This is a genomic window from Streptomyces sp. NBC_01723 (assembly GCF_036246005.1).
In the GTDB taxonomy this organism is placed as follows: domain Bacteria; phylum Actinomycetota; class Actinomycetes; order Streptomycetales; family Streptomycetaceae; genus Streptomyces.
In genome coordinates, this window is record NZ_CP109171.1 from 137,175 (window position 1) to 161,067 (window position 23,893).

Consider the following 23,893-nt stretch of genomic DNA (forward strand, 5'->3'; position numbering starts at 1 on the left):
ATGCTTCGCCCGCCAGATCGAGATCCCCATGCTCAGCGGCACAGCAAACGGGCCATCGTGACCTGGGCGAAGGCCCACAGCGATTGTCGAGAGGTCCAGGTTTTGCTGTCTCCCTTTGACGCTCCGCGAGTGGTTCCGAATTCCTCACCGGCTAGGCATCGGTGACGTCCCGGGGCGTCACCGGGTGGAGGGAGTCGATGTCCTCCATGAAACTCAACATCCGGGCGTTGACGAGGTCGGGGTGGTCGATCTGCGGCCCGTGTCCGGTCGCGGCGACGATCTCGGCGCGGGCGCCGGGAATCACCCGGGGAACGCGTTCGAGCTGACGCTTCGGGTGCACCAGCAGGCTGCGCTTACCCATGATCAGGTAGAACGGCGTCCGGATGGAGCCCAGCTCGGCGTCGGACAGCGGCAGTGGAGCGGGACGGCGTATCCGGAAGGCCTTCACGCCGGCCTGGATCCAGGCGCGCAGATCCGGATCGGATATGACCGGCTGTTCCAGCCACTTGGCGAGAGCCGGGCGCAGCCGCTTGGGAGCGAAGGTGGCGAAGAGGCTGGCGAAGATCCAGACGAAGAAGCGGAGCCCCACCTTCTCCAGCCCACCCGGGTCGAGGGCGGTGACAGAGACGATCCGTTCGGGGCGGCGGTGGACTTGATTGATGACGAGCCAGCCGCCGTAGGAGGAGCCGACGAGGTGGACCTTGTCGAGGCCGAGGGCGCCGAGGGCCTCGTCTATCCACTGGGCGGCCCGCTCGGGTTGCCACATCGGTTCGCGGTGGATGCTGCGGCCCGGGTCACCGGGGGTGTCAAGGGCGTAGACGGGGCGATGGGCGCTGAGCGCGGCCGTGTTGGGATACCACATCGCGGAGCAACCGCCCGAGCCGTGGATCAGGACGACCGGCGTGCGGGACTCGGCCGCCGGGTCCGCGGGGCCGTACCGGTAGACGTGAGTCGTCCCGAAGCTCGTCTCCACGTCGGTCTCGAAGCGGATCGGTGCGCCCTTCGCATACAGCACGTCGCAGGCGGCGAAGTAGCGGTCGCGCAACTGGTCGTTGACGTAGCGCCCTATGTCGCGGCGCGTTCCGGGCGTGTTCTCGGACATGGGCTACCTCCGTGCGATCCACTCTTTATGATACGACCGTACCATATTAGTGATACGGCGGTACCATGAAAAGGAGCCCTTGAGCCGGACCAGACGGCGAACAGGGATCCCACCAACCCACCATGGCCGGAGACACCACGGATGCCCAAGCGCGTGGACCACGATGAACGCCGCACCCAGATCGCTGAAGCACTCATCCAGGTCGCAGGCCGGCAGGGCCTGCACGCGGTCGGCATGCGTGACGTCGCCGCCGAGGCGGGCGTCTCACTGCGCCTGGTGCAGTACTACTTCCAGACCAAGGAAAAGCTGCTCTTCCACGGCCTCCAACACTTGACCGACCGCTTCACCGCACGCGTTGGCGCCCGCCTCGCCGCTGCCGGCCAAGACCCGGGCCCCCGCGCGACTATCGAGGCTCTGCTGCTGGCCTCGCTGCCGACCGACGAGGAGAGCCGAATCTTCCACCTTCTCTACAGCTCCTACTCGATCCTGTCCGTGACCGACGAGGCCCTCGCCGCCCAGCCCTTCATCGACAACCCTGACGCCGCCGAGAATGCCCTCACCCAACTAATCCAACAGGCACAGGAGGCCGGCCGGGCCGATGCTGGAGCCGACGCTCGCACTGAGGCGATCAGCCTGCTTGCCATGACGGCAACCCTGGGCACCAGCATCCTCGTCGGACAGCGCACGCCGGAGTCTGCCACCGCGGCACTCCAGTACCACCTCGACAGGATCTTCAATCGCAGCCAGACCTCGCCTGCGACCCGGTGACTTCCGCTCTTGGCTTCACCGGCATCGGCCTGATGTGCTGTTGAGCTGGGACATCAGCTCGCGGTTGGTGGCCCGAGTGGCTGCCAGATCCTCATCGCGTTCACCAAGCCGCGAGTTGAGCTCCGCAACCCGCGGCTCGAAGTGGGTCAGCTTCTCCTCGAGAGCGTCGGCGTCGTGAAAGCTCCGAGCCCAGCAGCCTGCCAGGCCTCCTGACCGAGGACATGGGACAGCCGTTGTTCGAGCTCGACGAACTGCTGGAACTGGCGGGTGCGTCGGCGAGGTTAGCCAGGTACGGCCTGGAGGAAGCGGCGACTGGCCTCGGGCCCCGAGGGGCCTGCCGACGGTTGCACAGCGCGGGCCAGTACGGCGGCGTGGAGATCGCCGTGCCGGTAGATCAGTTGCGGTGCACGTGTGCCAGGCGCGCAACGACAGACAAAGCGATCTTCAGCCTGTCGCAGGTCAGTCGTCGAAGGCGGCCAGGACGCGGCGTCCGCAGACTGAATCATCAGCGCATGCCTTCGCGAGCCGGTCGGCAGGCAGCGACCGGATAACGCTTCCCGTCCTAGCCGGATACCGCTCGCGGCAGAACGGATGCCCGCCTACCTCGTGGTCAGCTCGGAACACTGAACGGTCTTCGGCGAGGGACCACACTCGGAGTGCGCTCAGCCAGGCAGTTTCGCTGCGTAGATCCAGTCGAAGCCGTCGTATCCGGGGCCGTCGAGATGTTCTGCCCGCATCAGGCCGGCACGTACCGCCACGCGCTGCGAGGCAGCGTTAGCCGGTCGGACTCGGGCGATCAGCGGGAGGTCGGTAACGTGGCGCGATACCCAGTCGGTCACTGCGGTCGCCGCCTCGCTGGCGAAGCCCTGGCCCCATGCCGAGGTGGCGAAACGGTAGAAGAGGTTGAGAACGTTCATGCCATTCAGGTCCATGGACTTGACCCCGCAGAACCCCAATTGCCGGGCAGAGTTGTGGCGTCGGACAACCCAGTACCCGTATCCGCAGCTCTGCCATTGGTTGTTCCAGCGCTGATAGAGCTCCTCGGCCTCTTCGGGCCGGGCGAGAGCGTCGGAGGGATTGTGCAGGCAGGTTGCGGGGTCACTGTGGATCGCGAAGATTGCATCGATGTCGGCTTCGGTCGGACGCCGCAGTGATAGTCGGGCGGTCGACAGCTCATCGCCAGCCAGGTCCCATTCGCTCATACGAAGATCGTAGAGTCATGAAAATGGCGGCGCTGTGGACTCCGGCGAGGTAGACAGTGGCGGACTCGCTCCCGGCCTCAGTCGTTCAGTACAGCCCCCACACCCGCCCTCCGGGCCGCCCGGCACCGTCGGACGCTGGCCCAGCCTATAGGCACCAGCGTCACCCAGAACCGGAGATATGGAACAGGCACTGAAAGAGTGTTTCGTCCCGACAGGGTTGATTGGTGACGTTTCTCGAGTCAACCCCGGTACGGGACCTTTGGGGCAGACGTGCCTGATGGGGGTTGGGGGGTTCGTGTCGCCAGTCGGTAACCCGTTTCGTTCCGTCCGCTCCTGTCTGATCCCAACCCGCCCCCGTTTGACCTCGTTTGCGCCCTGGGGCGGCGGCCTGCTGGACGGTACTACCGAAACGTGACGCGACACCGCCCGTATCCCAGCGACCTGTCCGATGCGCGCTGGGAACTGATCGGCCCCACACTCACCGCCTGGCGAGCCGACCGGAGAGGCAAGGGTTTGGACATCGGCCGCCCGCCCGACCACGACCTGCGTCGCATCATGAATGCCATCCTCTACGTCGACCGCACCGGCATCCCCTGGCGCTACCTGTCGCACGACTTCGCACCCTGGGAAGCCGTCTACGGCTACTTCGCCACATGGCAGAAGGAAGGTGTCTTCGACCAGCTCAACGGTCTCCTGCGACGCCTGGCCCGTCGGGCCGAAGGCCGCGACGGCGAGCCGAGTGCCTGCGTGCTGGACGCGCCGAGCGTGATGACCTTCAGCAATAAGCGGCCAGCCAGGGAATCGATGCCGGCAAGAAAATCGCAGGCCGCAAGCGCCATATCGGGGTAGACACCCTCGGCCTGCTCCTGACCGTTTGGGTCACCGCGGCGAGCGTTTCCGGCAACGTCGGCGGCATGCACCTGATGTCCCACATCGCCGCCACCCACCCGCGTGTGACCAAGGCGTGGGCCGACACCGGCTACCGCACCAAAGCCATCGAGCACGGCGCCCACCTTGGCATCGACGTCGAAGTCGTCCAGCGCGAGGCCGGCATCAAAGGCTTCAAGGTGATCCCCCGACGGTGGGTGGCCGAGCGGACCTTCGGCTGGCTCATGCACCACCGCCGACTCGCCCGCTACTACGAAACCCACCCCCCAACCGCTCCGAAGCTATGATCCACATCGCCATGATCGACCTCATAAGCCGCAGACTCACCCGAGAATCCACCCGAACTGGCGCGACACAGACGCACAACCCGGCCGCGTGCCACGTCACGTCTGGGTGTTGGCGCTCTCATCGGCGTCACTCGCGTCCAGTGCATGTGGCACGACCACGATCTGCACGTCGTCCTCGTAGATGACGCGCGCCGGGTCTACGGAACGCAGAGCCCGGCATTCGACGCCGTGCGCGGACAGGATCTCCAGATAACCGGAGACGCGAGCGAGGAGATGAGTGGCCGACGGCTTGAACCATGCCGCCGCGCCAGGGTTGATCTCATCGTCGTAGACGTGGGGGTCAACGTAAGCACATCTTGTCACTGAGCCTCTTCCATCTTGATCAGCTGGCGAGTTCGAGGGTGACGACCGCTCGGACGATCGCGGTGATTCGGGCGGTGCTGCAACGGAGCTTCCGCAGGAGTCGCCAGCACTTGAGGATCGCCATGGCACGTTCGCCGAGACTGCGGATACTGGAGAGTGGTCCCGGTTGTGACGCCGGCGCCAGGCGCGAAGGTTCTTGCCCCGAAACGGGACGCGGAAGGCAGCACCCGCACCTTGGTAGGCCTTGTCCGCCCAGCACTTGACGCCGTCAGCGGCGAGAGCGGCGGGAATGCCGTGGATCCGGGCCGCGGTCAGATCGTGCGTGGCTCCCGGCAGCGCGTCCGATGCCCAGATCAAACGCCCGGCCGGATCGGCGATGACCTGCACGTCCATGCCGTGGTGCTTCTTCCCCGAGTAGTACGGCTCCTGGCGGGCCGGTGATCTTGGTCGTGAACCCGTCTACCAGGAGCTTTCTTCATGCCCCCGCCGGGGACACCGATCCAACCACCCATCAGGTTGGCCGAGGTTCAGTGCCCGGCTTCTGCAGAAGATCTTCGTAATCGCAAACGGGGACGGCCCGGTAACCGGCCCCCCGGCCCGCTTCCAGAACCGTTGCCGTGTCCGACACGACAGCAGTTGTTGTGGCGTCGCGATGAGGTTGGCACACAAGGAGCGAGTGCCAGTCCAGGAACTCCACGTGAGCGCCAGTGCCTTCGTAGTCGTTATGCTCCCACTCCACCTCGACGCATCCGTACGAGATCATGTGATCTGGTCCGAGCGACACGCTCAGTGCCGCTGCCAGCCGCTCCATCAACCGATCACGGTTGGGAGCGGCGACGTAGATCTGGCACTCAAGGCCTGCGTTCGCCCCGGCCGACCCAAACGTACTGTCCCCCATGAGCGGATCCTCCCAAGTCAGCGGCCCCTGCATAACCCGCTACAGATTCGACAGCGCCACCCACGGGGTGAGTGCCGACCTAGAAGCGCGACGTGAAGTTGGAAAGGGCTCAGTAACCTGGGCCCGCGACTCGTCGTCGGCGTTTCAGCGTACGTTTGTGTGGCGAGGAGCTTCGAGTCTCGGCTGGGGTTGGCGGCGGATGGCGAAGGCGGCTCCGAAGAGCTGGACGCCGCGCGTGGTGCGCGGGTCTAGGCCGGTCAGTTCGGTGGTTCGGGCAAGCCGGTTGTCGACGGTGTTGGGGTGCACGCCTAGTGCATGGGCGGCGCGGCGTCGGTCGAGATCGCAGTCGAGGAAGGCTGCCAGCGTCACGGCTAGTTCAGGATGGCGATCAAGCGGTTCCAGAATCGCTGCCAGTTCGGTGGCGCTGTCCGCGGGGCGGGCGATGCAGTAGTCGAGGAGGACGTCCTGGAGCTGGTGCACGCCGGGCCGTCCGGCGAGTGTCGCGATGAGGTCGGCGCGTTCGGTTGCGGCAGGTACGTCGCCCGGAGTGGCGGCGGGTGCGGCGCCGACGACCGGGGCTTGCCCAGGCCCGGTGGCCAGACGCCGTGCGATGTCCTGCGGTGGGAGGCCTGCCGGCAGCAGTACGTGGCCGCCGAACTCGTTCTGGAGGCTCAGCACGCGACTATCGGTCAGCGGAGCCAACTGTGCCACAACCTGGCGCAGCAGTCGTCGCGCGATCAGTGGTTCGGGAGGCTCGGTGGTGCGGATGCTGAGCACCAGGTAGGCGGGTTCGAGTGCCAGACCGCAGCGCGCTGCCATCTCCTCGGGCTGCTCGCCGCGGATCAGCGCCCAGGCCAATTCCCGCATGGAGGCGTGTTCCACAGCAAGTCCTGCAAGATATGCCTCGGTGACCTCCTCGACGGTGACGTTGAGTGCCCGCAACAGGTGCCGGACGAGCCACAGCAGGTCGGCCTCCTCACCGGGGTGGGTCTCCGCGCTCAGTGCGTCCAGTAGCACCTCGACGCCCACGTGGTAGGTCCGGAGCAGTCGGGCCAGGGGTATGCCCTCCTCGGCGCGTTGGACGGCGCGCCTGCGGAACAGTTCGGTGTCGGCATCAGGTTGGCCCTGGATGCGGTCAAGGAATCCGCGGACTGCGTGGCGGGCGGTCGCGGCAATCTCGAGATCCTGCATGCTGCTGGGCAGCCGGTCAAAGCCGGGCACTTCGGCTCGTTGGCGTTCGACTATGTGCCGGGCCAGGCGGTTGACCTGTGGTTCGATCCGGGCGGCCAGCCGGGCCACCCCCTCGGGCACCTGTTGTGACATGTCACAAGGATAGGTGGGAGCGGGTGTCGTTCCGGGTGGTTGGCCGGGCCTCTCGGTTGGGTGAGGGTGGGGGCCCAAGCGGACATTCACCGGGGTTGCCCGGCCTACTGCATCGGGAAGTGGCATGAGTCTCTCCCTCACGAATTACGCCGACCAGGTTTGGCGTGGGACTGCCGATGAAAGCATCGTGCACACGGGGCTGGCTGGCGCCGGGATACTGGAGGTGATGGACGGCGTTGGCTTCCACCCCGGCTTTGGAAACGTCATTGCCTTCCAGGGCGACGGCGAGATCGTTCTGTTCGACAGTGGAAACCCGTTGGGCGCCGGTGCGCTGCACAGCGCTGTCCGCGCGTGGAGCACGCTCCCGGTGAGCGCCGCCATTTTTTCGCACGGGCACATAGACCACGTCTTCGGCATGGCGCCCTTCGACGCGGAGGAACATGCCCGGCCGATGGTGGTCGCCCAGGAAAGGATCAGCGAACGCTTTGATCGGTATGTGCTCACCAACGGCTACAACGCGGTGATCAACCAGAGGCAGTTCCAGATGCCGGAACTGACCTGGCCGGGCGAGTACCGCAGGCCCGACGTCAGTTACCGGGACGCGATGACCCTGACCCGGGGCGGCCTGACCTTTGAGCTCTTCCATGTCCGGGGCGAGACCGACGACGCCACCGTCGCCTGGCTGCCCGAGCAGCGCATCCTCTGCCCCGGTGACATGTTCATCTGGGTGACACCGAACTGCGGCAACCCGCAGAAGGTCCAGCGCTACCCGCGCGAGTGGGCCCTCGCACTGCGCCGAATGGCGGCACTGGGCGCAGAGATCATGCTGCCCTCACACGGCGCACCCGTCTTCGGCGCTGACCGGATCTGTCAGGCGCTCACCGATACCGCCGAGTGGCTTGAGAGCCTGATAGAGCAGACTCTCGCGGGCATCAACTCCGGTGCCCGGCTGGACGAACTCATCCACTCAGTGCGCCCGCCGGCGCACCTCGCGGACCGGGTGTACCTCCAGGCCAAGTACGACGAGCCGGAGTTCATCGTCCGCAACCTGTGGCGGCGCTATGCCGGCTGGTACGACGGAAACCCGGCCCATCTCAAGCCGGCGCCCGACGCTCGGATCGCCGCCGCCGTCGCCGAGCTGACCGGCGGTCCGGCAATCCTCACTGACGCCGCCCGCCGCTACGCCGATGCCGGTGAGCTCCGGCTGGCTGGTCACCTGGCCGAGCTGGCGGTCCAGGCAGCTCCGGACGACCCGGCCGTGCATGCCGCCCGCGCCGAGGTCAACGAGGCCCGCGCCGCAGCCGAGGCCTCTTTGATGGCGCGCGGAATCTTCACCTGGGCCGCCGCTGAATCGCGTCAACGCGTCGGTGATCCCGGGACGATGGCTGCTCCGACTGCTCGGCTTGTGAGCCTCGAGGCTGAAGCGGCGAGTGCCGCCCGGGAGATGGCGGGCGAGTAGTCCACACCCGCGCTCGCCAGGGAAGCCGGCTGTCGGCCTCTCCCTCGGGTGCACGGCTCGGCTTCCCGCGCCTCTGCGGCGGTCATGCCGCGTTCTGTCTCCTGACCACCTTTCTGTGGGCTGAGTGCACGCCCGCTCCCGCGGTCCCGAACGAAGGAGTTGCCATGGCGGGTACGGACCCGGTGCTTCGGGTGAGGTCCAGCCGCAGATACCGCCTTCTCTATCTCCTCGCCGGCGGCTACTTCGGCTGGCGCTGGGCCTTCGATGCCCACGGCCCGGCCTGGGAACACGCGGCCGGGGTACTGGTCCAGATGCTGGTGTTGTCGGCGGTGGTCCAGTTGCTCCAGCGGCGGGCTTCCCGGCGGGGGCAGGGTAGGTCTGGAGGCGGTCAGCCGTTCCGATTGCCGCTGCGGCAGCTGGTCCTTGGCAAGCTGCTGCTGGTCGTGGCCGCTCTCGCTGCGGAGTATCTGCTGCACCGGTGGACCTCGAACGCACATCTGGTCATCGGTGCCGGCCTGTTCCTCGCGATCGCGCTGGGCGGGCCCGTGCTGCAGCGGCGCCATGAAGCCGGACACGCGGAAGTCCACCCCTCGCCGAGGCGCACTCCCGGCCGGTAGCAGCGGAACCCGCCGGTTGAACCCGTGACTGGTGCCGTCAACCCGCATCCGGCACTACCCGGCAGAGCGTTCCCACCACGTGGCACCCGGCACGCGCTACCTCTCCAGTACCGCGAACCCCTTGCGTACCAGGTCGACAACCTCGGCCGAGTCGCGTTCCGCCTCGGGCAGGCGACTGAAGGCAAGCCGGACCGCGCGCAGGACTCCCACACCCGCGCGGGCCAGCACGGACGCTCGGAGCAGGCTCTCGCGATCCGCCGGATCAGAACCGGCGGCGGCGAGCCGGTCCAGGAAGGCGGCTGCGAGCACCTCCTCCAGATCGAACAGGAGGAAGCGCTCACCGCGGCCGGGCGGGCCGGGCGGCTGGACGCCGGTGAACAGGATCGCCGGGGCGCTCCCGCGGCGCGCAGCGAGTTCCAAAATGGCGTTGCGCAGGGCGACCAGGGGCGGCTCCGTCGCCGGGCGGGAGCGCAGCTCGTCCCCGACGAGCAGCACGAGGTCCTGAGCCTGCTGCAGGATCAGGCTCTCCTTCGAGGGGAAGTAGCGGAAGAAGGTGCGTTCGCCCACACCTGCGACCTCGGCAATATCACGCACGGTTGTTGCCTCGTAGCCCTTTTCCTCGAACAACCTAGCCGCCGCCCGTTCAAGGGCCTGGCGGGTGCGCCGCTTGTTCAGTTCCCGGCGTCCGGGGTCGGTTGCTGACGTCTCCATCCCCGGATGATCCCAAGAATTGGCAGTCCTGTCACTTCTGTTAATGTGGCAGGACTGCCAGTTTTTGAGACCGGCTCACCACCCCTGCTACGGAGACCGTCATGCCCGCATTGCTCTCACGTCTGGGACGCCTGGCCTTCCGCTATCGACGACGCGTCCTCGCGCTCTGGCTCGCGTTGATCGCCGCCGTCGTCGGCTGCATGATCGCCTTCGGCGGTACCGACAAGCTCGACGACACCTTCTCCGTCCCTGGCTCCGAGTCCCAGCAGGCACTGGACCGGATGAAGACCGACTTCCCCTCCTTCTCCGGCACCAGCGCGCAGGTCGTGTTCACCACCCCCGCCGGGCAGAAGGTGACCGACCCCGCCAGCCTCGCCGCGATCAACACCGCCCTGGACGCCGCCAAATCCGCACCCCAGGTCGCCAAGGTCATCGACCCCGTCTCCGCCCACACCATCTCCGCCGACGGCTCCACCGCCGTCGCGCAGATCCAGTACGAAGTACCGCAGAGCGGCCTGCAGACCGACTCCGTCGACGCATTGAAGACCGCGGTGAGCAGCGCACACACGTCCGGGCTGGACGTCCAGGTCGGCGGTACGGCCCTCGGCTCGGCCACGTCGGAGTCCAGTAGCTCCGAACTCATCGGCATCGGAGTCGCGCTCATCATCCTCGCACTGACCTTCGGCTCGTTGCTGACCGCCGGGATACCGCTGGTCAGTGCTCTGGCAGGGGTGACCACCGCCATCGCTGGGATGCTTTCACTCACCGGCCTGACAGCCATCTCCTCAACCGCGGAGAGCCTGGCCCTGATGATCGGACTGGCTGTCGGCATCGACTACGTGCTGTTCATCGTCAGCCGCCACCGATCCCAGCTCGCGCACGGAGCCGAGCCCGAGGAATCGGCCGCCCTGGCCGTCGGCACCGCCGGAAGCGCCGTTGTCTTCGCCGGGCTGACCGTGGTCATCGCCATGGCCGGACTCTCCGTCGTCGGCATCCCGTACCTGACGGTCATGGGACTGGCCGCTGCCGGAGCCGTTCTCACCGCCGTCCTGGTCGCCGTCACCCTGCTGCCCGCGCTGCTCGGCTTCGCAGGGGCACGCCTGACCCCCAGGCCCGGCACCCGCGCGCTGCGCCGCGAGCAGGCGCTGGCTCGCACCGACGGCAGGCCCGCCAACACCGGAGAGCGCTGGTTCCGGCTGATCACTCGCCGCCCGCTGGTGACCGTCGTAGCCGTGGCTGCCGCCCTCCTCGCGCTCGCCTGGCCCGCACACAGCCTGCGCCTGGCACTGCCCGACAACGGCACCGCGCCCGCCACCTCCTCGCAGCGCCTCGCCTACGACCAGATCAGCCAGGAACTCGGCCCTGGCGTCAACGGCCCGCTCCTCGTCCTGGCCGACACCGGAAACACAACAGACCCCACTGCCGCCGCCGACCACATCGCCACCACGATCCGCGCCCTGCCCGACGTCGCCGCCGTCGGGAACCCGATCGCCAACCCAACCACGCACACCGCACTGATCCAGGTCATCCCCAAGAGCGCGCCCAGCGACGAGGCCACCAAGACGCTGGTCAACACCATCCGCGCCGACGAGGCCTCGATCCAGCAGAAGACCGGCGCCAGCATCAGCGTCACCGGCAGCACGGCCGTCGGCATCGACGTCTCAGCCAAGCTCGACTCGGCGATGATCCCCTTTGCCTCCGTCGTGGTCGGCCTGTCCCTGCTCCTGCTGCTTCTGGTCTTCCGCTCGCTGGTGGTCCCGCTCAAGGCCGCGGTCGGCTTCCTGCTCTCCACCGCGGCGACCCTCGGTGCCGTGGTCGGGGTCTTCCAGTTCGGCCACTTCGGTCACCTGCTGGGCGTGGACCGCGCCGGGCCGGTCAGCAGCTTCCTGCCGATCATCCTTCTGGCCGTCCTGTTCGGACTCGCCATGGACTACGAGGTCTTCCTGGTCTCGCGGATGCGCGAGGACTACGTCCGCACCAGGAACGCGATCGGCGCCGTGCACAGCGGCGCCCGACACAGCGCGCGGGTGGTCACCTCAGCGGCCCTGATCATGGTCGCGGTGTTCGCCGCATTCCTCACCACAGACAACCAGATGCTCAAGCAGACCGCCTTCGCCCTGGCCACCGGCGTCTTCCTGGACGCATTCGTGATCCGGATGACCCTCGTCCCGGCCATCCTCACCCTGACCCGTCACACGGCCTGGTGGCTCCCCAGCTGGCTGGCCCGCCGACTGCCCGACCTCGACATCGAGGGCGAAAGCCTGCACCAGGTGCCGACGGACCGAGGCGCCGCGTCCGCGACCGAGGCACGGCTCGCACCGCCGCCCGACAAGGAACCGACGATGAGCAAATGAGAGAGGCAGCGATGACGGATTCTCCAGGGCCCAGTGCCGGTCGTCGAAGGCCGGATCCTTCCGAGATCACCCCAGAAAGCCCCACCCCGCACGCCCGAACCGCAGCCCGCACCACCCGAGCGGAAAAGTGATGAACCAGCGAACATCCACGATATGGACGATGGCGCGCCGACACCGCACCGCCACGATTACCGCATGCACCCTCCTCGCCGCCGCCATTACCGCCGGCGCCGGCGAACTCGCGGCCCGTGGCGTGATCCACGATCGCGTCGCGAAAGCCGCCCCCGGCTTGGCGGGTAACATGACAGTCAGCATGGGCGGCGACTGGGCGCTGTGGAGCCTGGTGGTCGACCAGCACATCCCGCAGCTCGACATCAGCAGCGACAGCGCCAAGTTCGGGCCCTTGTCCCAGGTCGCCGTGCAGGCACAACTGAACGCAGTCCGCCTCAACAGCAGCAAAGCCACCGTCGACAGCACCCACGTCCAGGTCACCGTCCCCACCCAGTCCATCGCGGACGCGATCCAGGCCACCGCCCCGTCCGTGCCCGTCTCTTCCGTCACCACCGACCCCGGCTCGGGCACGATTACCGCCGCCGTCGGTTCAGGCGGCATCGGACTGCTGACGCTGCACCCCGTCCTCAAGGACGGGAAGGCATCCCTCGCCGTCGACGGGCTCACCGTCTTCGGGCGCACCGTCCCCACCAGCCGACTCGGGATGAAGGACGGCGACCTCGGTAGGGCCTCCGGCGTCAAGCAGACCTACCCCCTCGGCCTCAAGGCCAGCGTCGCAGACGTTCAACCAGACGGCCTGCACATCACCTTGACGGGCGGTCCCAGCACACTTTCCGGCGCCTGAGCGACGGCCACTCCTGCCAGACGCACGGTCGACTCCCCATCCGCTACTTCTGGCAGCTTCGTCGCCAACCGGAGCCCGCCTGGGGCTCTGCGACCACTGGGACCATCGCAGCAGAACCGCGAAGCCTATGGTCCCCGGCCCATCGACTACGTCGGCCCGGCACATCAGCTCACCCGCGATCAGGACGAGTTCTTCGCCCAGATCGACGACGCGACCTCGACCGCTTCGAGGACGTCTTCAAGCTCCTCCAGGCCTGACAGCATGCGATCCCTCGGGTTGGTGTCAGTGGATGGGTCGTGGTCGTGGCTTTTGGGGCTGGTCAGAGAGTTGTCGCTAGCAGGCGCCAGTTCTTCGGGGCGGCCATGACCTGCTCGCCGACGCACCGGATCTTGGCGTGGCTGCCGTTGTGACGTCGCTTCCACCGCTTGAGCCGGCGGCCCCGGAAGGGGACACGGATGTGCGGGCCGGCCCCTTGGTACGCCTTGTCCGCCCGGCATTTCACTCCTGCGGTGGCGGGCGCGTCGACGATCCCATGCTTTCGGGCGGCCGACAGGTCATGGGTGGAGCCTGGCAGGGCGGCCGAGGCCCAGAGCAGTCGGCCGAACGGATCAGTGAGGACCTGCACGTTCATGCCGTGACGTTTGTGCTTGCCCGAGTAGTAGGGCGTGTCCGCAGTGATCCGGTCGATCGGCAGCAGGGTGCCGTCCAGGATCACGAAAGCCTTCTTCCGGACCGCCTCCATCACCTTGGCCAGGGTTGGTGCGAGAGCGGCCAGGATTTCGATCGCCTCGCGTATGTACCAGTAGACGGTCGCGATGCCGATTTTGAACCAGGTGGCCAGCTGGGCGTAGGTGTCGCCGCACCGCAGGTGGGCCAAGGCCAGCAGGGCCTGGCGGCCGGCAGGCAGTCGCCGCCAGCGCGTACCGATCTCCCGTCGCCGGGCTGCGAGTTGCTTGGTCAGGTGCCGAAGCGTGCTGCTGGACAGACCGATCGAGGACGGGTAGACAAGCACGGAAGCTCCTGGCGACACGGGTGATCTTGGTCGAGAACCCGTCTACCAGGAGCTTCGTCGTTGCGTAGAGCCTCCACCTCCAACGCTCAGACATCCCAGTCAGGTTGGGAAAGGCTCACTGCCCCTCTCATGGGCCAATAGCATCCCACATTGAGATAAAACGCGTGAAAAAGGATGAAACCCCCTTAAGGGCATGAGGCGAGGCGAGCGTGTGCGGCTGCCGATCTGGCGGTCAGCGGCTGGAGTCGCTGATGCCGGAGGCGAGCTGTCCCACGATGCCCAAGACGCCCTGCCCGAACGCGGTCGGGGCAACGAGGATGCCGAAGACCAGAACGATCAGCACGGTCAGCACGGTCAGCTTCTCGTCAATGCGGCTGCGGGCCTGAGTCCGCCGACGCAGCCGCACCACGATGATGACCGCCAGGAGCACCGCTACGTTGACCGTCAGCACACCCGACCCCCTGAAGAGAACGACCCCCAGGGAGGTTGTAGCCAGCACGCATGGCCGAGACCTCAGCGTTCCGTGAGGATGGCTGCACATATCCCACAGATCGGCCGGATCGGCCGTCTTGCCACCCCCGCCGGATCATCCAGGCCTGTGCTCAGCACGCGGGGACGTGCAGCATCTACCACAACCCTGACCACGCCTCCGCTACGCGCCGAACAGCGGCACGGATCCTGCGGACAGGTCGGGGCGTGTCCGGTGCGTGGCAGTCGCCGTGGACGTCGCCCGCGATGCGGCCGGCCGGTGGCGCCACCCGGTACGCCCCAGTTGCGGGGCGACGAGTGTGACCTCTAGGACGTCTCGGCTGCCCCACCCAGCCGTTTCTCTGTCAAGTTGTACGTGCTGAAGAGCATGCGCGATGCCGCCGCTCTATGAACCTGGCTCATGCCACGCATTGCCCCAGCTCAACCAACCCAGGCGGAGGGAACGGGGTCGCTGACACAATCACTGGATGACCAGCCATGACATCCGGTTCGACTGCCAGCACCGTGGCGACGGCGGCCCGCTCGTGATCGTCTCCCGCATCGACGGAGCACCACTGACCGAGCTGATCGACGGGTTCGAGATCGCCGCCGGGATGCAGCCAGCAGGCGACGCCTACGGCGGTCTGATCCCGGAGTTCTGCCGGTTCGGACCGATGCAGGATCACTTCCTCGGACGGTCCACCACCGCGATGGGGCCGAAGACACCCGGTCTCGGTTGTGAATGCGGCGAGTGGGGATGCTGGCCCCTCATGGCCCGCATCACCGCGACGGCCAACTTCGTGACCTGGGACACCTTTGAGCAACCTCACCGCAAGGCCCGCGACTATGCGGCATTCGGTCCGTTCCAGTTCGGCCGTCACCAATACGATGACGCTTTGCAAGCCCTGAGCGCCGTGATCGGCTCCGACATCGACGACGCGCGCGCATGAGCGCCACCAGGCGCGGCCTGCCGGGCTAAGGGATGGGGAAGCGGTTCATGGGAAGATTCGAGACAGAGAGTCTGGCGCTCATGCCTGGCCAGAAGGTGCAGGCCAGGGTCCTCAGCCATCACCCATGGGGTGTGCTCGTTGAGATTGTTGGTTACGAGAACGCTGGCCTGTCGGCCTCTGTCGACATGATCCAGCAGTTCTCCCAGACCACGAGCAGTCACGACGAACTACTCGCGCTCTTTCCACCCATCGGTTCACAGATCGATGCAGTGATCGAGCAAATCCACCGCTGGCATCCGCCGGTGTCAGTGCGGCTCAGCATCCGACCTGCCGACCTGGAGTCGCTGGTCTGGAGCTGCGACTTCTGTGGTGAACCGATCACGTTGGGCCCAGGTGGAGACGCCCTCGTCCTGGACTCGCGCAGCAGCGACGGTCCAGGAAGCCACACCATCATCTCCCACCGGCACTGCCTGGCCGAGCGCATCCGCCCGGAGAACAGTGGAGAGCGGGCGCGAGCATTGAAGATCGGGAAGATGTGCTGAAGTCGTGAGGCCCGCGCCTACCGGCATGGATGAGCTCGACAGCTCATTCGGCGGAAACCAAGCGATAGTTCAGAGAAGCTTGTGTCCGGTGCCCCGCCCTGATCGTCCACGCGACAGAACGTCCCCGGCTTGTCGAAATCCGCGACAACCTCCTCGGTCCCGCATCAAGCCCAACCGCATGAGCGTCATCGCCAGAGCCGTCCTCACCCTGCAGAGGCAAGGCTGAAAAGACTCACGGATTTTTTGTCGTTTGCGGGACGGGTTGCATTGTGTGCGTCCAGCATTGGGTGAGTTTCGTTGGTTTCCCTGTTGAGTGTGCTGGTGTGGTCGTCGCAGGGTGTGCGAGAGAGGCGGACGTGCCGTGGCTCGTGTTGTCCATGAAGACGAGCTGATCCAGAACCGGGTGCTGGCCCGGCTGTGCGACGGCGAAGACCTCGTCACCGGCGCGGAGCTCGTCGGCCACGCCTGCTGGAGAACTTGAGGGCCTGCAACCAGCCCACCGACGACGAACGCAAGGTCTTGAGCCACGTCGACCGACCACCCGAACTGTACGGAAGTCGACATCGGCAGGACCGCTGCCGAGAACTCGGCGAAACCGGAAGATCACCGATGAGAGCGAGAGGAGCGCCCGATGTTGACCGAAGCCCTAGCGGCATTGGCCGCCAGCGGCGGGACGGCCCTGGTAGGGGCCATGGCTACCGATGCCTGGCAGACTGCCCGCGACAGCACGGCACGGCTGTTCGGCCGCCAGGGGGCCCAGCGTCAGACAGCCATCGAGGCGCAACTGGACGGCAACGTCATCCTGGTGGAGCGGGCCGACGATCCAGACCTGGCCCGGCAGGCGCTGGTGCCGCTATGGCAGATGGAACTGCACCGGCTACTGGAAGAGCACCCCGGGACCGAGGCCGAACTGCAGGAACTCATCACCCATGTACGTGATGAGCTGCCCGCCCCTCAGCAGCAGTGGGTGCAGAACAACATCGCCCGCGACAACTCCCGGCAGTTCGCGGTACAAGGAGGCGACATCATCTATCACGAGTCCCCCTCCTCCGCGTTCGGCAGGCAACACTCCGAACAGCAACCGGGTGCGGCAGACGACAGCTCGGACAGCCAACCGTGACTGTGTTGGACGGCGCGTTCGGCCCGATGGGGCGACCACAGGGCGTACACCAGCAAGTGTGGGTCGAAAGCGGCTTCGGCTACGGAGTGATTGGCGCGGACCTGCATGTCTTCGGCGACGGCAGACCGGTCTACCTGCTCAAAGAGGCAAGTGGGCAGGCGGACCTGAGACTCGCGACGGACGGCCAGGGCCTGCCGGCCCAGCCGAGCCACCTGCTCAACGCCCGTCACGCCGTCGTGGACTTCACCGGCCGGGGCGGCGAGGTCGGCGATCTGACCGCCTGGCGGGACAGCGGTGGGCGTGCGGTCCGCTGGCTGCACGCCCTCGGCGGCCAGGGCAAGACCCGCCTGGCCGGCCACCTCGCCGGGTTAGCCGCCCATGACGGGTGGAAGGTGATCGTCGCGGAGCACACGCCGGCCCGGGTGGTCGACGCCAAGGAGCCGACCAACCACGACCTGCGCGTCGGGTCCGCCCGCGGGCTGCTCATGCTGGTTGACTACGCCGATCGTTGGCCACTGACCCACCTGACATGGCTGTTCAGCAACAAGGTACTCAACCAGAACGTGCCGGTGCGGGTGCTGCTCGTCGCGCGCAACGAGCACGTGTGGCCCGCCCTGCGCCACGCTCTCACCCAAGCCGGCTGGCCGCCCGAGGCCAGCACCAGCCAGTCGTTGGGCGCTCTGCCCAGCGCCCGGGACGCTCGCAGCAGCATGTTCGTCGCCGCACGCGACTGCTTCGCCCGCCACTACGGGCTACCGGAAACGGTGCCGATCGGCGTTCCCGAATGGCTGGACCGAGAAGAGTTCGGCCTCACCCTCACCGTGCACATGGCGGCGCTGGTCGCTGTTGACCGCCACGCCCGCGGCGCGCCCCAGCCGCAGGCGTCGCGCGAGGACATGATGGCCCTGACCGCCTACCTGCTGGAGCGGGAGAGCCTGCACTGGCACACCCTCCACGGCACCGACGACACCTTGGCGGGCGGGCGCACGGCGTTCAACACCCCGCCAGTCCAAATGCGCCGTACCGTGTTCACCGCCGCCCTCACCGGCCCTCTGGGCTACCGGGACGCCAGGGCCGCTCTGGAAGCCGTCGGCATCGGTGGCGAGGTCGACCGGGCGCTCACGGACCACACCTTCTGTTACCCGCCCACCGACCCCCGCACAGTACTGGAACCCCTCTACCCCGACCGTCTCGCCGAGGACTTCCTGGCCTTGTGCCTGCCCGGCCATGACCTGCCCCACCACAGACCTGACGCCTGGGCCGACAGCGCCCCCGAGGTGTTGCTCACCCCGTCGGCCGGCGAGGGGGCGCTGCCGCCGTATGCCGCCCGCGCGATCACGTTCCTCACCGCCGCCAGCGAACGCTGGCCCCACCTGATCGCCACCCTGGAGGGACTTGAGCGCCTCCTCCCGCAGGACCCGAGGGATGCGGTCGGCGATCTCACTGTCGCCGCGGCAGATCTCACCGACCGCCTCACCCGGCACCGGCTGCCGACGGTCGCCGACCCCGCCGACCGCGCCAAGCTGCACGACGTCCTGGGTCACTGGCTCGACCGGGCCAACCGGCAGACGGAGGCAGCCGCCGCGCTCAGGGAGGCCACACAACTGTACCGACCACTGGCCGAGGCCGACCCGCAGGCATTCGAGCTGAGGCTCGCCTGGTCGCTGCTGACCCTCGCCCAGATCCTGGTCACGTTGGGCATGGTGCACCTGCCGGACGAGCTTGCCACGATGCCCCTGTCGGTCGGCGGCGATGCGTTACGGCCCGCCCGCGCCCGTCCGGACGAGGCTCTGGCGGCGTTCCACGAGGCCGTCGCAATCTTCCGCCGGCTGGCCCACGACAACCGCGACGAACACGAGGAGGCCCTCGCCGCCGCGCTTGCCGTGACCACCGTCTTCGGTCCGCATCTGGGAGCGGCGGACGAGTCGTTGGCCCTCGCACGCGAGTGCGCCGACATCTGCCGTCGACTGACGCACAAGGACCCGGGCAAGTACGCGAGCGCAATGCCGATGACGCTGGTGAACCTCGCGAGCAACCTGGCGGCGTCGGAGCCGGAGCAGGCTGCGGCTCTCGCCGGCGAGGCGGTTGACGGCGCCCGGCTGCTGGCCCGAGACAACCCCGCCGAACAGGAATACGAAGAAGTGCTTCACTTCACGCTGGCCAGCCAGACAGCGACGCTGCTGCGACTCGGGCGTGCCGAACCGGCCTTTGCCGCTCTCGACGAGGCAGTGCGGACCCTCCGCAACCAGCGGGAGAGACCGCATGACAGCGACGCCTGGAGCGAGACGGTCAACCTGACGCTCGGTTTGGTCTGGGTGCAGGGCTCCGAAGACGATACGGCGGTAGGCATGGAGGGGCTCCTGCAGGCGCTCCTCGGCGAGGCGCGGGCCAACCCCGCTGCCACCGGGCCGACGCTGCTCAACGCCTTCTTCGTGACTGACGAGTTGCTGCGTCGGTTGGAACGATGGGAGCTTGTCCTCGCCGGGCAGCGTGATGTCATCGGCTGGCTCCGATCCTCTGACGACGGCACCCTTCGATACGACTACCTCACCGGCATATTGGCAGCCAGGGGCAGCATCCTGGTGATGCTGGGCCGGTGTGACGAGGCTCTGGACGTAGTTGGCGAGCTTGCCGAGGAACTCCAGCGGGATCACGCCAGTAGTCGACTGCTGGAAGCGTGCCTGGGAGCGACGTTGGCGTTGGTGGCAAACGACGGGGCAAGCCTGGCGCAGGACGAGCGGCCTGACGACGCCTACGGGGTGGCGCAGGACAAGACCGTCGCCATGCTGAGCCGGATAGCGGCAGCGTACCGTCAGCGGCCCTGCGGCGACGCGCATAACCGTGACCAGGGCCTGGCCGTCACGCTGAAGCTGTTGAGCGAGGCGCTGTGGAACCTGGGCCGATCGAGGGAATCTCTGGCCGCTGGTGCAGAGGCAGTCGAGATCCGCCGTCGGCTGGCACTCGGTAAAAGTGCGGAGCACCACGATCACCTCGCGCTCGCGCTGAAATACCACGCCGAGAAGTTGGAAAGGTGCGGCCGGTACACAGAGGCGGCAGCCGAAGCAGAGGAGGCGGGTTACATCTACGGGCGTCTCGCGCGGGACGACTTCGCCAAGCACGGGCCGGCCCTCGCAGCGACGCGGCACCTCCTGGCGGTCAACCTCCGGCGGTTACGCCCGGCGGATGCCCTGCAGCCTGCACGCCAGGCCGTCGAGATCCTGGGCAGGCTGGCACGCGACCAGCCGGCCAGACACGAGCCCAACCTCGCCATCGTGCTGGACACGCTGGCGCAGGTCCTCCACGAACGAGGGCGGGAGGAGGAAGCACGCGCCGCGATGAACCAAGCAGCCGAGGTACGCGTTCGACTCGCCGCCCGCGACAACACGCCCCCCTGAACCTCAAGAGCCAGAGGCAGGAAGCCACCTGCGGGGAGCTGACGCACACGCTGTCGAGCCGGGTGCTGGATGCCGCCGCGGCGACCGTCCGGGAGCTGGGCCGCACCCAGCCGACACCTTCATCCATGGTGCCCGGAACATCCTGCGTGCCAGCGGCGAGCCCCTGACAGCCGTCGCCCCCGAGGGGTAGGCGGGAGACCCCGTCCACGGCGGCGGTACGCTGCTGAAGTCCCGCGCGCTGACGCGCCTCGAAGCGGACGACCTGCTCAGGGCTGGCCACCGCATCGTGGACGTGTTCGCCGAGGCGCAGAACTCGACCGCGAACGCGCCAGTGGGGCCCTGTTCCACGCCATGCAGGCTGTGTTCTGAGCCCGCCGCCACAAATTTTCGTATCGCCCGCACCAGAACGGGGCTTGAGCCGACCAGACTCTGCCCGTCGGCGCGCGGCTCCGACCACAGCTGGCCGGGGCCGGCGGTTGGGTCGGCGGGGCGCAGGCTCATCCGGGCAGCCAGCTCGACTCGCTCTCCCAGCGGGTCAGTGTTTGCAGAGACCTGAGCCGCAGCCCGAAGTTGAAGGTGCTGAAGGACATGGCGAGCTGGGTGCCTTGCATGGTGAGCCATGCAAGGCAGGGCTTCGGGCCGGGGCCCGCTCGTACGGCCCAGAGGAGAATGACTTGCAGGACCGCCAGGTCGACCACGATGGTAAGCCCCCCCCCACAGGGCGTAGAGGGCCAATAGGCGGCGGTGCACCGCGCCGCGGAGCAGCATGTACAGGCGTACTCGCCCAGCCGCGGTCCGCCGCCTCGGCGGCGGGATGGGAACGCCGGTCCGGTGAGCCATCGCGCTTTCTTTGAGGTCGTCAGCAGACGTCATATCGAGCTTGTGACGCTCTGTGCCGAGTGACCGAGAGATGTGCACGAGTTCGACGGCCCCGACAATCAACGACCAGCTCATCGCCCTCAGCATGGAAGGCCAGCGTCGTACCCGCGTCGCCGACGAACTGCGCCACCCGTGGGCGTCCGGGCTGCCCGGAGTCGCGTCCGTCCCCACCGTCGCACGGCGCGCGTGAGGGCCGCGGGTGCTGCACCGGCGGCCCAACGGCGGGAGACCGTTGGCGGCACGGGACGCTGGTCGGCAACGAACGCCACCATATGATCACCGATCAGCAGCTGTGGCGCATGCCCGCCTTCAGGGGCGTTCCCCTCGAGGAACGCACTCAGCTCCGCACAGCCCCATATCGTTCGGTGCAAGAACCCGGCGCTGCGCAGTGGATTAGCCAGAGCCTTGACCGGGGCGACCTGCAAGGCGGTGAAGCGGGGCGGACGGCCGGAGCGCTTGCGGTCGGCTAGACCAGTGAGTCCCAGCGCAGCGAATCGGTTTCGCCGGGTCCGCACGGTGTCCAGGTGTAATCCGGTCTCACGGGCGATGCGCGCGTTGGAGCGCCCACGCGCCGCGTGCAGGGCCACTTGAGCCCGCATGCGCAGCCGGTGCTCGGCTTTTGACCGTAGGCCATTCTCTTCAGCCGCTCGCGCTCGGCGGGGGTCGGGGCTATCGCAGGCCCTTTTTGCCCGCATCTTGGGAGGGCCTGCTTGTCGCATCGCCGGAAACCCCGCCGGTTCTTCCGTCAGTGGTGGACCCCGAGGATGACCGGGAGGAGCAGGGCGCGCTGTGGCTGGTGCGCGCGTCGGCGTGTCCTCCCGGTCAAAGCTCCACCCGGGAGGACACGCTGCCGCTGCTCGCCGCCGCTTGCCCAGGACGGCCCAACTTGGAGTACGGGCTGTCAGTCGGTGCGGAAGCCGGCCATCACCGAGGCCGGGTAGCGGCTGCCTGCGGATCCCTGAGGGAGGACCTCCCGGATACGGGCCAGGTCGGCCTCGGTGAGTTCTACGTCGGTGGCGCCGACATTCTCCTCCAGACGTGTGGCGTTGCGGGTGCCCGGGATCGGGACGACGTCCTCGCCCTGGGCGAGCAGCCATGCCAGGGCGAGCTGGGCGGGGGTGATGCCCTTGGTGGCGGCGAGCTTTCGGAGCTGCTCGGCGGCGTTCAGGTTGTAGGCGTAGTTCTCGCCCTGCCAGCGCTCGTCCCAGCGGCGCATGTCGTCCTCGGCATACTCGTCGGCGGGCTTGACCACACCGGAGAGGAAGCCGCGTCCGAGCGGCGCGTACGGCACCAGGCCGATCCCCAACTCCCGTAGGACCGGCAGGATCTGGTCCTCTACCTCGCGTTCAAAGATCGAGTACTCGTACTGAAGGGCTGTGACCGGGGTGACGGCGTGGGCGCGGCGGATGTACTGCGGGCCGACGTTACTCAGGCCGAAGTACTGCACTTTGCCTTCGGTGATCAGGTCACCGACAGTGCCGGCGACCTCCTCGGCCGGTACGTCGGGGTCGGAGATGTGCTGGTAGAAGAGGTCGATGCGGTCGGTCTGGAGGTAGCGCAGGCTGTTCTCGGCGACCTCGCGGATGTTCTCCGGGCGGCTGTTGACGCCGCTCCCCAACGTCTTGCTGGTCATGTCGAAGCCGAACTTGGTGGCCAGGACGACCTCGTCGCGGAAGTCGTGGACTGCGTTGCCGAGCAGCGTCTCGTTGCTGCCGGTGCCTTGGCCGTACAGCTCTGCGGTGTCGAAGAAGTCGACTCCGCGTTCGTGGGCACGGTGAATGGTGGAGGTGCCGTCCTCGTCGTTCGAGGGGCCGTAGGCCAGGGACATCCCCATCACGCCCAGTCCGAGCGCGGAGACGCGCAGTCCCTGCTGTCCCAGAGTGCGGTACTGCATGAGATCGCTCCTCGTGTCATGTCGGCAGCCCGTGGCCGACCAAACCAAACTGTTTGGTGTGACCCTACGCCTGTCCGAGCGCCGCGCAAAACCGAACGGTTCGGTGGCCTATCCTGGGCTCATGCCTCGCTCCACCAGCCCTGGCCAGACCCCGGACGCCGCCGCCTCGGGCGAGTCCACCGACTCCACGCGCCAACGGATCGTCGCCGCAGCCAAGGATGAGTTCGCCCGGCACGGGATCGCTGGCGCCCGCGTGGACCGCATCGCCAAGCAGGCCAGGACGAGCAAGGAACGTGTCTACGCCTACTTCCGCAGCAAGGAAGCCCTCTACACGCACGTCGCCGAACGCGAGACGACCGCACTCGTCGAGGCGACTCAGCTGGATCCGGCCGACCTGCCCGGTTATGCCGGCATCCTCTTCGACCACTTCACGGCCCGTCCGGACCACTACCGCCTGATCACGTGGGGCCGCCTGGAACTGGCCGAGTCCACAGACAGCACCACCAGCCCCCTCCAGGCCACGATCACCGGCAAGCTCGACAAACTCCGCGACGCTCAGCGCACCGGGCTGCTCGACCCGGGCTGGGACCCGGTCGACGTCCTCGCCCTGATCAACCAGATCGCCATGACCTGGGCAGGTCAGCCCGAAATCGCCGCCGCCACAGACCAGGCCGTGGACCCCTCTATCACCGCCCGCCGCGCCGCACTGGTGACCGCAGTCGAGCGCATATTCCCTCGTCCGGACTGAGACAACACCCAAACCGCCTGGTTTGACGCACACCTCCGGGTGCTTCCGCTGAAAATG

Annotated in this window: 16 protein-coding genes and 5 pseudogenes; 11 read left to right on the forward strand and 10 right to left on the reverse strand. The window is 67.5% G+C overall.

The window, feature by feature from the left end:
* Positions 1 to 151 precede the first annotated feature (151 nt).
* A complete protein-coding gene (locus tag OIE75_RS00655) occupies positions 152 to 1,102 on the reverse strand; it encodes an alpha/beta fold hydrolase (RefSeq protein WP_329468966.1) in 951 nt (316 codons plus the stop codon).
* A 141-nt stretch (positions 1,103 to 1,243) separates the two neighbouring features.
* Here OIE75_RS00655 and OIE75_RS00660 point away from each other — a divergent pair, with 141 nt between their 5' ends.
* Positions 1,244 to 1,870, forward strand: coding sequence for a TetR/AcrR family transcriptional regulator (locus OIE75_RS00660; protein WP_329468968.1), 627 nt, complete (start codon positions 1,244 to 1,246; stop codon positions 1,868 to 1,870).
* A 662-nt stretch (positions 1,871 to 2,532) separates the two neighbouring features.
* On the opposite strand, the gene OIE75_RS00665 is transcribed toward OIE75_RS00660, so the two are convergent.
* Entirely contained in the window at positions 2,533 to 3,072 is a 540-nt protein-coding gene (locus tag OIE75_RS00665; protein WP_307008769.1) for a GNAT family N-acetyltransferase, read from the reverse strand.
* Between the two features lie 411 nt (positions 3,073 to 3,483).
* On the opposite strand from OIE75_RS00665, the pseudogene OIE75_RS00670 reads away from it, so the two are divergent.
* Positions 3,484 to 4,306, forward strand: a pseudogene (locus OIE75_RS00670) (IS5 family transposase); the annotation flags it as partial.
* A 37-nt stretch (positions 4,307 to 4,343) separates the two neighbouring features.
* Here OIE75_RS00670 and OIE75_RS00675 read toward each other — a convergent pair.
* The 3 genes and pseudogenes from OIE75_RS00675 to OIE75_RS00685 all read right to left on the reverse strand — a co-directional run.
* A pseudogene (locus tag OIE75_RS00675) lies at positions 4,344 to 4,592 on the reverse strand (hypothetical protein); the annotation flags it as partial.
* A 37-nt stretch (positions 4,593 to 4,629) separates the two neighbouring features.
* Positions 4,630 to 5,045: pseudogene (locus tag OIE75_RS00680) on the reverse strand (transposase family protein); the annotation flags it as partial.
* Positions 5,046 to 5,652: 607 nt separating this feature from the next.
* A complete protein-coding gene (locus OIE75_RS00685; RefSeq protein ID WP_329468970.1) occupies positions 5,653 to 6,831 on the reverse strand; it encodes a PucR family transcriptional regulator in 1,179 nt (392 codons plus the stop codon).
* A gap of 124 nt (positions 6,832 to 6,955) precedes the next feature.
* Between OIE75_RS00685 and OIE75_RS00690 the strand changes: the two genes are divergently transcribed.
* Positions 6,956 to 8,290 (forward strand): alkyl sulfatase dimerization domain-containing protein, encoded by a 1,335-nt coding sequence (locus tag OIE75_RS00690; protein WP_307008771.1) that lies wholly within the window; start codon positions 6,956 to 6,958, stop codon positions 8,288 to 8,290.
* 164 nt (positions 8,291 to 8,454) lie between these two features.
* Positions 8,455 to 8,907 carry a hypothetical protein gene (locus OIE75_RS00695; RefSeq protein WP_329468971.1) on the forward strand — a complete coding sequence of 151 codons (453 nt, stop codon included), beginning with the start codon at positions 8,455 to 8,457 and terminating at the stop codon, positions 8,905 to 8,907.
* Positions 8,908 to 9,003: 96 nt separating this feature from the next.
* On the opposite strand, the gene OIE75_RS00700 is transcribed toward OIE75_RS00695, so the two are convergent.
* Entirely contained in the window at positions 9,004 to 9,618 is a 615-nt protein-coding gene (locus OIE75_RS00700; RefSeq protein ID WP_307008773.1) for a TetR family transcriptional regulator, read from the reverse strand.
* A 101-nt stretch (positions 9,619 to 9,719) separates the two neighbouring features.
* On the opposite strand from OIE75_RS00700, the gene OIE75_RS00705 reads away from it, so the two are divergent.
* Together OIE75_RS00705 and OIE75_RS00710 are read left to right on the forward strand one after the other, a co-directional pair.
* A complete protein-coding gene (locus OIE75_RS00705; RefSeq protein WP_329468972.1) occupies positions 9,720 to 11,972 on the forward strand; it encodes an MMPL family transporter in 2,253 nt (750 codons plus the stop codon).
* A 160-nt stretch (positions 11,973 to 12,132) separates the two neighbouring features.
* Complete coding sequence (locus OIE75_RS00710) at positions 12,133 to 12,828, forward strand: LmeA family phospholipid-binding protein (RefSeq protein WP_307008775.1); 696 nt, start codon at positions 12,133 to 12,135, stop codon at positions 12,826 to 12,828.
* 334 nt (positions 12,829 to 13,162) lie between these two features.
* Here OIE75_RS00710 and OIE75_RS00715 read toward each other — a convergent pair.
* Together OIE75_RS00715 and OIE75_RS00720 are read right to left on the reverse strand one after the other, a co-directional pair.
* Positions 13,163 to 13,840 (reverse strand): annotated as a pseudogene (locus OIE75_RS00715) (transposase family protein); the annotation flags it as partial.
* Between the two features lie 232 nt (positions 13,841 to 14,072).
* Positions 14,073 to 14,291 (reverse strand): hypothetical protein, encoded by a 219-nt coding sequence (locus OIE75_RS00720; RefSeq protein ID WP_329468973.1) that lies wholly within the window; start codon positions 14,289 to 14,291, stop codon positions 14,073 to 14,075.
* 505 nt (positions 14,292 to 14,796) lie between these two features.
* On the opposite strand from OIE75_RS00720, the gene OIE75_RS00725 reads away from it, so the two are divergent.
* From OIE75_RS00725 to OIE75_RS00740, 4 genes are all read left to right on the forward strand, one after another.
* Complete coding sequence (locus OIE75_RS00725) at positions 14,797 to 15,258, forward strand: hypothetical protein (RefSeq protein WP_329468974.1); 462 nt, start codon at positions 14,797 to 14,799, stop codon at positions 15,256 to 15,258.
* An 80-nt stretch (positions 15,259 to 15,338) separates the two neighbouring features.
* A complete protein-coding gene (locus OIE75_RS00730) occupies positions 15,339 to 15,800 on the forward strand; it encodes a hypothetical protein (RefSeq protein ID WP_307008778.1) in 462 nt (153 codons plus the stop codon).
* Positions 15,801 to 16,431: 631 nt separating this feature from the next.
* Positions 16,432 to 16,920 (forward strand): hypothetical protein, encoded by a 489-nt coding sequence (locus OIE75_RS00735; protein ID WP_329468975.1) that lies wholly within the window; start codon positions 16,432 to 16,434, stop codon positions 16,918 to 16,920.
* Between the two features lie 5 nt (positions 16,921 to 16,925).
* Positions 16,926 to 20,315 (forward strand): hypothetical protein, encoded by a 3,390-nt coding sequence (locus tag OIE75_RS00740; protein WP_329468976.1) that lies wholly within the window; start codon positions 16,926 to 16,928, stop codon positions 20,313 to 20,315.
* Positions 20,316 to 21,532: 1,217 nt separating this feature from the next.
* On the opposite strand, the pseudogene OIE75_RS00745 reads toward OIE75_RS00740, so the two are convergent.
* Positions 21,533 to 21,913, reverse strand: a pseudogene (locus OIE75_RS00745) (helix-turn-helix domain-containing protein); the annotation flags it as partial.
* Positions 21,914 to 22,095: 182 nt separating this feature from the next.
* Positions 22,096 to 23,088 (reverse strand): aldo/keto reductase, encoded by a 993-nt coding sequence (locus tag OIE75_RS00750; protein ID WP_307008781.1) that lies wholly within the window; start codon positions 23,086 to 23,088, stop codon positions 22,096 to 22,098.
* A gap of 121 nt (positions 23,089 to 23,209) precedes the next feature.
* Here OIE75_RS00750 and OIE75_RS00755 point away from each other — a divergent pair, with 121 nt between their 5' ends.
* Positions 23,210 to 23,836 carry a TetR family transcriptional regulator gene (locus OIE75_RS00755; protein WP_329468977.1) on the forward strand — a complete coding sequence of 209 codons (627 nt, stop codon included), beginning with the start codon at positions 23,210 to 23,212 and terminating at the stop codon, positions 23,834 to 23,836.
* Positions 23,837 to 23,893: the final 57 nt, after the last annotated feature.

Excerpts from the sequence above, each read along its gene's own strand:
- OIE75_RS00695 (WP_329468971.1), top strand. The coding sequence starts at position 8,455 with ATGGCGGGTACGGACCCGGTGCTTCGGGTGAGGTCCAGCCGCAGATAC.
- OIE75_RS00665 (WP_307008769.1), bottom strand. The coding sequence starts at position 3,072 with ATGAGCGAATGGGACCTGGCTGGCGATGAGCTGTCGACCGCCCGACTA.
- OIE75_RS00710 (WP_307008775.1), top strand. The coding sequence starts at position 12,133 with ATGGCGCGCCGACACCGCACCGCCACGATTACCGCATGCACCCTCCTC.
- OIE75_RS00730 (WP_307008778.1), top strand. The coding sequence starts at position 15,339 with ATGCCTGGCCAGAAGGTGCAGGCCAGGGTCCTCAGCCATCACCCATGG.
- OIE75_RS00705 (WP_329468972.1), top strand. The coding sequence starts at position 9,720 with ATGCCCGCATTGCTCTCACGTCTGGGACGCCTGGCCTTCCGCTATCGA.
- OIE75_RS00655 (WP_329468966.1), bottom strand. The coding sequence starts at position 1,102 with ATGTCCGAGAACACGCCCGGAACGCGCCGCGACATAGGGCGCTACGTC.
- OIE75_RS00685 (WP_329468970.1), bottom strand. The coding sequence starts at position 6,831 with ATGTCACAACAGGTGCCCGAGGGGGTGGCCCGGCTGGCCGCCCGGATC.
- OIE75_RS00735 (WP_329468975.1), top strand. The coding sequence starts at position 16,432 with ATGTTGACCGAAGCCCTAGCGGCATTGGCCGCCAGCGGCGGGACGGCC.
- OIE75_RS00750 (WP_307008781.1), bottom strand. The coding sequence starts at position 23,088 with ATGCAGTACCGCACTCTGGGACAGCAGGGACTGCGCGTCTCCGCGCTC.
- OIE75_RS00660 (WP_329468968.1), top strand. The coding sequence starts at position 1,244 with ATGCCCAAGCGCGTGGACCACGATGAACGCCGCACCCAGATCGCTGAA.
- OIE75_RS00700 (WP_307008773.1), bottom strand. The coding sequence starts at position 9,618 with ATGGAGACGTCAGCAACCGACCCCGGACGCCGGGAACTGAACAAGCGG.
- OIE75_RS00690 (WP_307008771.1), top strand. The coding sequence starts at position 6,956 with ATGAGTCTCTCCCTCACGAATTACGCCGACCAGGTTTGGCGTGGGACT.
- OIE75_RS00725 (WP_329468974.1), top strand. The coding sequence starts at position 14,797 with ATGACCAGCCATGACATCCGGTTCGACTGCCAGCACCGTGGCGACGGC.
- OIE75_RS00755 (WP_329468977.1), top strand. The coding sequence starts at position 23,210 with ATGCCTCGCTCCACCAGCCCTGGCCAGACCCCGGACGCCGCCGCCTCG.